Annotated in this window: 2 protein-coding genes; both read right to left on the bottom strand. The window is 68.5% G+C overall.

The features are described from left to right. Nucleotides 1-967, bottom strand: a 967-nt coding sequence (locus ABH928_RS36435) for a 2-oxoacid:ferredoxin oxidoreductase subunit beta (RefSeq protein WP_370073048.1), incomplete at its 3' end; no start/stop codon positions are given. After that, a partial coding sequence (locus tag ABH928_RS36430) for a 2-oxoacid:acceptor oxidoreductase subunit alpha (protein WP_370073047.1) occupies nt 960-2337 on the bottom strand: 1378 nt, incomplete at its 5' end. The genes ABH928_RS36430 and ABH928_RS36435, both read right to left, overlap by 8 nt.

Here is a 2337-nt window from a genome sequence, read left to right as displayed (position 1 = left end):
TGACGGTCCAGGTGTCGTGGCCGGTGAGGAGGGCTTCGAGGTCGCCGGGGCCCTGGGTGGCGACGGCCTGGTCGAGTTGCTGGTTGAGTTGCCGGTCGTAGGCGGGCCGGTCGACGTCGCGCAGGATGCCGATGGGGGTGGGCAGGCTGAGCCGGGAGAGCGCGAACGCGCGGGTCGGGTCGGGGTCGTGGGCGTCGTGGACGATCTCCTCGCCGTCCTGGCCGTTGGTGTCCGGGAGCCGGTAGGGCTGTCCCTGTTCCAGGCGGAGCAGGGCGGTGTCGCGGCTGGTGGGGTCCTTGAGGATCTCGAAGGCGCCGTCGTTGAAGATGTTGCAGTTCTGGTAGATCTCGACCAGGGCGGTGCCCTGGTGTCGGGCGGCTGCCCGGAGTACGTCGGTCAGGTGTTTGCGGTCGGAGTCGATGGTGCGGGCGACGAAGGACGCCTCCGCGCCGAGCGCGAGTGAGAGCGGGCGGAAGGGTTCGTCGAGGGAGCCCATCGGGGTGGACTTGGTGACCTTGCCCTGTTCGCTGGTGGGTGAGTACTGGCCCTTGGTGAGGCCGTAGATCCGGTTGTTGAAGAGCAGGATCTTCAGGTTGACGTTGCGGCGCAGTGCGTGGATGAGGTGGTTGCCGCCGATGGACAGGGCGTCGCCGTCGCCGGTGATCACCCAGACCGACAGGTCGGGGCGGGAGGACGCCAGGCCGGTGGCGATCGCGGGGGCGCGGCCGTGGATGGAGTGCATCCCGTAGGTGTTGAGGTAGTACGGGAAGCGGGAGGAGCAGCCGATCCCGGAGACGAAGACGATGTTCTCCCGGGCGATGCCGAGCTCGGGCAGGAAGCCCTGGACGGCGGCCAGGATCGCGTAGTCCCCGCAGCCCGGGCACCAGCGCACCTCCTGGTCGGACTTGAAGTCCTTCGCCGTCAGCTTCGACACGTCGGTCAGCTTCAGCTCGGTCCGCTCAGTCATCGAGCGCCTCCTTGATCCGGGCGGCGAGTTGTTCGGCCTTGAACGGCATGCCGCTGACCTGGGTGAACGAGCGGGCGTCGACCAGGTACCTGGCGCGCAGCAGCAGCGCGAGCTGGCCCAGGTTCATCTCCGGCACCAGCACCTTCTCGTAGCGCCCCAACACCTGGCCCAGGTTGGCCGGGAACGGGTTCAGGTGCCGCAGCTGGGCATGCGCGACCCTCCCACCCCCGGTCCGCACCCGCCGCACCCCGGCCGCGATCGGCCCGAACGTCGACCCCCACCCCAGCACCAGCAGCCCCGCATCCCCACCCGGGTCGTCCACCACCAGGTCGGGCACGGTGATGCCGTCGATCTTGGCCTGCCGGGTGCGGACCATACGGTCGTGGTTGGCCGGATCGTAGGAGATGTTCCCGCTCCCGTCCTGCTTCTCGATCCCACCGATCCGGTGCTCCAACCCCGGCGTCCCCGGCACCGCCCACGGCCGCGCCAACGTCTCCGGATCACGCAGATACGGCCAGAAACTCCCGTCCTCACGATTGGGCCCGGTCGCGAACTCCACCCGCAGATCCGGCAACTCGCCGGCCTCCGGGATCCGCCACGGCTCCGAACCGTTCGCCAGATACCCGTCCGACAACAGGAACACCGGCGTCCGATACGTCAACGCGATCCGCGCCGCCTCCAACGCCGCCGTGAAACACTCCCCCGGCGACGCCGGAGCCACGATCGGCACCGGCGCCTCACCATTACGCCCGAACATCGCCTGCAACAGATCCGCCTGCTCCGTCTTCGTCGGCAACCCCGTCGACGGACCACCACGCTGGATATCCACCACCACCAGCGGCAACTCCAACGACACCGCCAACCCGATCGTCTCGCTCTTGAGCGCGACGCCGGGACCGGAGGTGGTGGTCACCCCCAAAGCGCCACCGAACGCCGCACCCAGCGCCGCACCGATCCCCGCGATCTCGTCCTCCGCCTGGAACGTCCGCACCCCGAAGTTCTTGTGCTTGGACAACTCGTGCAGGATGTCCGACGCCGGCGTGATCGGATACGACCCCAGGAACAACGACAGACCCGACTGCCGCGACGCCGCCACCAGCCCGTACGCCAGGGCCAGGTTCCCCGAGATGTTGCGGTACCGGCCCGCCGCGAACGCCTTCGACGCCGGAGCCACCTCATACGAGACCGCGAACGACTCCGTCGTCTCCCCGTAGTTCCACCCCGCCCGAAACGCCAGCACATTCGCCTCAGCGATCTCCGGCCGCTTCGCGAACTTCGCCCGCAGGAAACCCTCCGTCCCCTCCGTCGGCCGGTGATACATCCACGACAACAAACCCAACGCGAACATATTCTTCGCCCGCTCCGCATCC

Origin of the sequence: Streptacidiphilus sp. MAP5-3 (assembly GCF_041262505.1) — a bacterium.
Classification (GTDB): Bacteria; Actinomycetota; Actinomycetes; order Streptomycetales; family Streptomycetaceae; genus Streptacidiphilus.
Note: the sequence above shows the minus strand (reverse complement) of the source record. Positions and strands in the feature narration are given on the sequence as shown.